Here is a 7,532-nt window from a genome sequence, read left to right as displayed (position 1 = left end):
CTACCACCGATTTGAACTGGAAGATTCAAATCGGCGGGTAGGTCTTTATGATGGGACTTGCGCTGATCTTTGACAAATCCGGAGAGGCGTATAGCTTGTTCACTTTGAACTGTGGAGATTTCCCAAGGAAACCTCCACAGTTCAAAGTTTTTAGTAGTTCTAGGTTCAATCAATCGGACGCCAATCGCCAGAGTTGATAAAGGGTGCCCAGAAATAAGGATGAGCGGTCGCATCATTACTCAGCATCGCTAATTGCACCTGCCGCAGGGCTTCACTGCGTCCCATCCCCGATCGCAAATTTTCGTAGTATTGCACCATCAGATCGCGGGTGGTGTCATCTTGCACTTGCCACAAGCTGATCAGTTGACTTTCAGAACCTGCTAACACCAGTGCTCGGCGCAATCCGTACACGCCTTCTCCTACGGAGAGATCGCCCAAACCTGTTTCACAGGCAGATAATACTACCAGTTGTGTGCCCAATAAATTGAGACTGCTGACTTCTAAAGCACTGACAATGCCATCTTCCCCGGTGCCACTTTCTCCGACCTTCAACCCCGATAACACCAGACCAGACCGCAACAGCGGATTTTCAATCGGCACCACTTCAGTTGGGTCAACGGGTTCAAAGAAGCCATGCGTGGCAATATGCAAAAAGCTAGGACGATTCACCTGTTTGAGGGCTGCTTCGGTTGCGGCTATTCCTTGTAGATTAGACACATGGGGAAATTGTGCTTGCGGAAACTGTGCCGCGATGGCATTGGCTTCTTGCGCTGTGCCTTCGAGTGCTGTCCAATTTCGTTGTCTCAGATCGGCATAGCGTGTTGGAGATTGAGCAACACCAGGATCTCCAGGTCGTTCAAAGATCGGATTGGCTAGCAGCACTGGATCGGTTTGGGGATTAACGGCGGTTTGCAATCGCAACAGATCTCTGCCAGAGGTGAGATAGGTGAGGGTATAGTTCTCAACCAAATAGTGTCCGGCTTCATCTACTAATGCTTCAAAGGGAATCAGGTTGAATGCACCATCAGGAGAGATCAGCAGGTGAGTTGTATCCCCTAATCGCGCTCGAATTGGAGCCATGACCTGCTCATCCAGTGCCCGTGATGCTTCTTTGACTTCATCCAGAGTGAAACCAGGATTACGGAGTGCCAGCTGCAAGTCTGCAATCAGAGGGTCAATCTCAGCGACAGACCCCAGGTCGATGCCGACGATTTGTCCATCCGATTGTAAGACATACACAGCATAGTGATAGGCTCCGAAACGTTCGTTGCTGGCTGCGTTAGGGTCTACAACTCGATAGCGCACCAGTTCAACTAGAGCTGTTTGAGCAGGGAGCAGAGTTTGAATAGTCGGTAGATCAATGGGCTGATTGAGTACCTGGAACTGACTACTGCGGCGGGACAGTTGATCTTCGAGCTGTTGAATTTGGGATTCGAGGTCAGCAACTCGACTGCGATACTGCTCAAGGGGCAGAGATTCGGGACGGTTGAAGACCAGCATGGAAAGTTGTGTTTGTTTTGTATTCAGCTCGTTGAGCAGCACTTGACTATCGGGGTCGAGTTGCTCTCGCAGAATTTGCTGGCTATTGGTGAACAGATCCAGAATTCGTCCTTTGCGTTGCAGGATGGTGGTGAGTGCAAGTTGAGCGGCGACTGGAGAGTCTGGTAGCGCTTGGAGGTGTAGCGAAATGGTCGCTTCTGTTGTCCCTGTGAAGGTAGAGAGGAAATTGCGCTTGTAAGCTTCAGAACCACCAATGAGGTTGAGATTAAGGTTGATTTCTTCAACAGACAGGCTTTGCTGCAAAAGATTGAGGGTTGCGGGAAGCCTATTTTGTGCCCATGAGAGTGATGCCAAGTTGGTGAGGCTATCTGCCACATCGGGATGATTTTCCCCTAGAGCGTGTTCTCGGATGGCGATCGCTCGCCTGTAGAGCGGTTCAGCCTGAGCGTAATTACCTTGAGCTTGGTAGAGTGATGCCAGGTTGTTGAGATTAGTGGCAATATCAGGATGATCGGCTCCCAGTGCTTGTTCGACAATGCTAAGCGATCGCTGCAAAAGCGGTTCAGCTAGGGCATAATTGCCTTCTTCTACATAGAGCGATGCTAAATTGCTGAGGCTGCTGGCAACACTGGCATGGTTTTCTCCGAACGCTCGTTCTTGAATAGCGATCGCACGCTGGTAGAGGGATTCTGCTTGGGTATAGTTACCTTGGTATTGGTAGAGCAATGCCAGGTTGTTGAAACTGGTGGCAACCAGGGGATAGTTTTCCCCTAGCCCTTGTTCGAGGATAGCGATCGCTCGTTGAAAGAGGGGTTCTGCCTGGGCGTAGTTACCTTGTGCTAAATAGAGTCTTGCTAAATTGTTGAAGCTGTTAGCAACACTGGGGTGATTCTCCCCCAACGCTCGTTCAAATATCGTGATTGAGCGCTGATACAGGGGTTCTGCTTGGGCGTAGTTGCCCTGTGCTAGATAGAGTCCTGCTAGGTTGTTAAGGCTATTGGCAACACTGGGGTGATTTTCCCCTAATGCATGTTCAAATATCGTGATTGAGCGCTGATACAAGGGTTCCGCCTGGGCGTAGTTACCCTGTTCTCGATATGACCCTGCCAGGTTGTTGAGGCTGATTGCCACATCGGGGTGATTGTCCCCGAATGTTTCTCGAATAGCAAGCGATCGCTGATACAGGGATTCTGCTTGGGTATAGTTACCTTGGGCTTGGTATAGCTCTGCCAGGTTGTTGAGGCTAGTAGCTACATCGGGATGATTTTCTCCGAATGCTTGTTCAAGGATCGTAAGCGATCGCAGATATAAGGGTTCTGCCTGGGCATAGTTACCCTGTGCTTGGTATAGTGCTGCCAGGTTGTTAAGATTGGTAGCAAAACTGGGATGATTTGCGCCGAACGCTTGTTCTTGAATAGCGATCACTCGCTGAAACAGAGCTTCTGCTTGAGCATAGTTGCCCTGATCCTGGTATAAGACTGCCAGATTGTTGAGGCTGACAGCAACATTGGGGTGATTTGCTCCTAACGCTTGTTCGATGATGCCAAGCGATCGCTGAAACAGAGCTTCTGCTTGAGTGTAGTTACCTTGTGCTTGATAGAGCAGCGCCAAGTTATTCAGGTTAATGGCAACGAGGGGATGATTCGCTCCTAACGCTTGTTCTCGGATGGCAAGCGATCGTTCTGATATCGGAATGGCTTCGTCATAACGTCCAGCTTGGTAGAGATCAACTGCTTGCTGATAGAGTTGCGCTGCTTCTGCTAATCCTCGGTCTGTTTCCACGGCACCTCGTCGCTCTAACCTGTAGCTACCAGTTTCACCAGCCCCGTAGGTGCTTGCAAGAATGGTATAGGTACCTGTTGTGGGTAGAGTGATGACAATCCTGGAATTTGTGCCAGAAGTCCCATCGTCGTTTTCAGCGATGACTTCACCATCAGGACTTTTCAAGATCAGATAGGTATCAAACTCCTCACTACTGAGTTCAATAACAATTTCTTCTCCAGCCCTTCCCTCAAAGGTATGCCCCTGATAGTAGCTACCGTCTTGCAAAGTGGGACTGTTGGCATCTAAATGACCAGTAATGGTTGTAGACGCTGTAGCCTCTGTTGCGGTTGCTTGAGCAATCTGGAATGGGTTCTCTGATCGGATTGGTGGAGAAACTGTTGAAGCGGCAGTTGCTGGAGTGATGAGCCACCATCCGCTGAGCAAGCCTGGAACGATGCTGAGGTGGAGGATCTGACTCAATAACCGATGGCGATTCATGGTGAACTCCTCAGCATCTATCGTTTTCGATTCTGTTGACTATCTTTGTCTACACGAGCCGAAATCTTCATTCAGGAAAATTTTTATCTTTAGGGAGTAATGCTTGATTGTTCCGACTCCGATTCTTTTGCCCAAGGATGCGACTCAGTAACCAACAGCGATTCATGATGAATTCCTCAAGGGTAGGTGGCAAACCATTCAGGGGGTGACGCTCTGTGGCGCTGACTGTGACTCTGGCAAATGAGTAGGGAGAGTCATAACTGGGTAAATAAGGTCAATAGCTATTGAGGTGAAATGGGTCGCCAATCGCCGGAGTTAATGAAGGGTGCCCAGTAATAGGGATGGGCGGTTGCGTCATTACTCAGCATGGCTAATTGCACCTGACGCAAGGCTTCACTACGTCCCATGCCCGATAGCAGGTTTTGATAGTATGCCGTCATCAAATCTCGGGTGGTGTCATCCTGCACTCGCCACAGGCTGATCAGTTGGCTCTGTGAGCCTGCCAGCACTAATGCCCGTCGTAAGCCATACACTCCCTCGCCTAGTGAGAGATCTCCCAATCCCGTCTCGCAGGCTGATAGCACCACCAGTTGCGTGCCTAACAGATTCAGACTGCTGACATCTAGGGCACTGACGATGCCATCTTCTCCGGTGCCACTTTGCCCAACGTTGACGCCTGACAATACCAGCCCAGACCGCAGCAGTGGATTGTCTGTTAATACCACCTCTTGCGAGTCACTGGATTCAAAGAAGCCATGGGTGGCAATGTGCAGGATGCGAGGACGATTCACTTGCCGCAAGGCGGCTTCTGTAGCCGATTGTCCTTGTAAATTTGGGATTTGGGAGAGGGGCAGGCGCAGGGTTTGGGACAGTTGAGCGGCAATATCATCTGCCTCTTCAGCGGTTGCCAGTAATGGAGACCAAGCGCGTTGCCGCAGGTCAATAAAGCGGGTGGCAGTTTGAGCGACATCTAAACTGCCAGGGCGTTCAAAGATGGGGTTCGCCAAAAGAACCGGATTGGTTTGAGGTGTGGCGGTGGCTTGTGCCTGGAACCGCAGCAGGTCTCGACCGGAAGTGAGGTAGGTAAGAGTATAGTTTTCTACCAGGTAGCGCCCGGTTTCATCCACCAATGCTTCAAAGGGAATCAGGTTAAAGGCACCATCGGGAGAAATCAGCAGGTGGTTGGTATCTCCCAATCGCGCTCGAATTGGAGCCATGACACGAGCATCGAGTGCTTGGGCGGCTTCCTTGACCTCCTCCACCGTGTAACCCGGATTGCGAAGTGCCCCTTGCAAGTATTCGATCAGGGGGTCAATCTCAGCGGCAGAGCCTAAATCAATGCCATCAATGTTGCCATCGGCTTGCAGGAGATAGGCGGCATAGTGGCCTTCTCCAAAGTTGTCGTTACCTGTTGCTTGAGGATCAAAGACTTGATATCGCACCAGTTCAATCAGGGTGGTTTGAGCGGGCAGTAGTGCCTGGATAGTTGGCAGATCAATCGGTTGATTGAGTGCCCGGAACTGACTACTGCGACGTGAGAGTTGATCTTCGAGTTGTTGAATAGCAGACTCTAGTCCATCAACCTGACTGCGGTATTGATCGAGGGGTAAGGATTCAGGACGGTTGAAGGCCAGAGCAGACAGTTGTGTTCGTTGGGCAATCAGGTTGCTGAGCAAGGCTTGGCTGTCGGGGTCGAGTTGCTCGCGGAGAATCTGCTGGCTGTTGGTGAAGAGATCCAGAAGCCGTCCTTTGCGCTGGAGAATGGTTGTGAGTGCCAGTTGAACGGCAGTTGGATCGGCAGGCAGGGACTGGAGGTGTAGTGAGATGGCAGCATCAGTAGTGCTTGCAAACGTAGCAAGGAAGTTTCGTTTGTAGGACTCAGAGCCAACGATGAGATTGAGATTTAAGTTGACTTCTTCAACGGATAGGCTTCGCTGCAAGAAGCTGAGGGTAGAGGTGAGGTCATGTTGCGCCCACGAGAAAACCGCCAGGTTGTTAAGGCTGGTAGCCACATCCGGGTGATTAACTCCCAGCGCTTGTTCACTGATGGCGAGCGATTGCCGATAGAGGAGCTCTGCTTGAGCATAATTGCCCTGAGCCTGGTAGAGCAATGCCAGGTTGTTGAGGCTTTGTACCATATCGGGGTGATTGGCTCCTAATGCTTGTTCATCGATGGCAAGCGATCGTCGATAGAGGGGTTCTGCCTGGGCATAGTTGCCCTGAAGCTGGTAAAGCGCTGCCAAGTTGTTGAGGCTGGTTGCTACAAGCGGATGGTTTTCTCCCAGCGCTTGCTCTCGGATGGCAAGCGATCGCTGCAAAAGTTGTTCTGCTTGGTCGTAGTTGCCCTGATCCTGGTATAGCAACGCTAGGTTGTTGAGGCTGGTTGCTACAAGCGGATGATTTTCTCCTAGCGCTTGTTCATAGATCGCGATCGATCGCTGCAAAAGTTTTTCTGCCTGGGCATAGTTGCCCTGATCCTGGTATAGCCCTGCCAGGTTGTTGAGGCCAGTGGCAAAAGTGGGGTGATTTTCTCCCAGCGCTTGCTCTCGGATAGACAGCGATCGCTGGAAAAGAGATTCTGCCTGGGTGTAGTTGCCCTGATCCTGGTAGAGACTTGCCAGGCTGTTAAGGCTGATTGCTACATCCAGGTGTTCAGCGCCCAAGGCTTGTTCTCGGATAGCTAGCGATCGCTGCAAGAGGAGTTCTGCCTGAGCATAATTGCCCTGCGCCCGATAAAGCTCTGCTAGGTTGTTGAGGCTAGTGGCTACAAGTGAGGGATTGGTTTCTAGGGTTTGTTCAAGAATTGCCAGTGATCGTTGGTAGAGAGGTTCTGCTTGGGCGTAGTTGCCCTGGTCCCGGTAAAGTTCTGCCAGGTTGTTGAGGCTAATGGCTACAAGTGGATGATTAGCTTCCAGGGCTTGTTCCCGGATAGCTAGCGATCGCTGATAGAGAGGTTCGGCAGCAGCATACTTGCCCTGTGTGTGGTACAGCAATGCGAGGCTGTTGAGGCTAGTCGCCACATCCAGGTGATTGGCTCCCAGCACTTGTTCCTGGATAGCGATCGCTCGCTGGAAGAGGAGTTCAGCCTGGGCATATTTGTCCTGTTCCTGGTAAAGTAATGCCAGGTTATTGAGACTGGTGGCCACAAGTGGATGATTGCTTCCTAGGGCTTGTTCATAGATGGCGAGCGATCGTTCTGCCAACGGAATTGCTTCCTCGTAGCGTCTAGCTTGATCGAGTTCAATCACCTGCTGATTCAGTTGCGTTGCTTCAGCTAAGGCTTGGTCTGTTTCTGTTGCCGCTCGTCGCTCTAAGCGGTAGCTACCTGTTGTGCCAGCACCATAGGTATTAGCGAGAATGGTGTATACACCTGTGGTTGGCAAGGTGACGACGATAATTGAGTTGGTTCCAGACACCCCATCGTCATTTTCAGCAATGACCTCACCGTCAGGACTTTTCAAGATGAGGTAGGCATCAAACTCCTCGCTGCTGAGTTCAATGGCAATTTGGTCTTCAGCCGTTCCCTCAAAGGTGTGTTCCTGGTAGTAGCTGCCGTCTGGCAGAGTGGGGCTATTGGCATCTAAGCGCCCAGTAATGGTTGTAGGGGAAACAGACTCAGTGAAAGGTGCTTGAGAGATCTCAAGGGGTTTTTCTGAGCTGCTCGTCAGGGAAACGGCTGCTGCTGGGGTGACCAGCCACAGTCCACCGATCAAGCCTGGAAAGATGCTTCGATAAAGGATGTGACTCAGTAACCAACAGCGATTCATGAT

General features: G+C 50.9%; 2 protein-coding genes. Both read right to left on the bottom strand.

Going from position 1 to position 7,532, the window contains the following annotated elements:
* Positions 1-165 precede the first annotated feature (165 nt).
* Positions 166-3,762: a tetratricopeptide repeat protein gene (locus ACR6Z4_RS29345; RefSeq protein WP_479720902.1), complete on the bottom strand. Its 3,597-nt coding sequence runs from the start codon at positions 3,760-3,762 to the stop codon at positions 166-168.
* Positions 3,763-4,043: 281 nt separating this feature from the next.
* Positions 4,044-7,529: a tetratricopeptide repeat protein gene (locus tag ACR6Z4_RS29340; RefSeq protein WP_479720901.1), complete on the bottom strand. Its 3,486-nt coding sequence runs from the start codon at positions 7,527-7,529 to the stop codon at positions 4,044-4,046.
* Positions 7,530-7,532: the final 3 nt, after the last annotated feature.

The sequence above is a fragment of the Calyptranema fuscum S582 genome (assembly GCF_055793305.1).
Note: the sequence above shows the minus strand (reverse complement) of the source record. Positions and strands in the feature narration are given on the sequence as shown.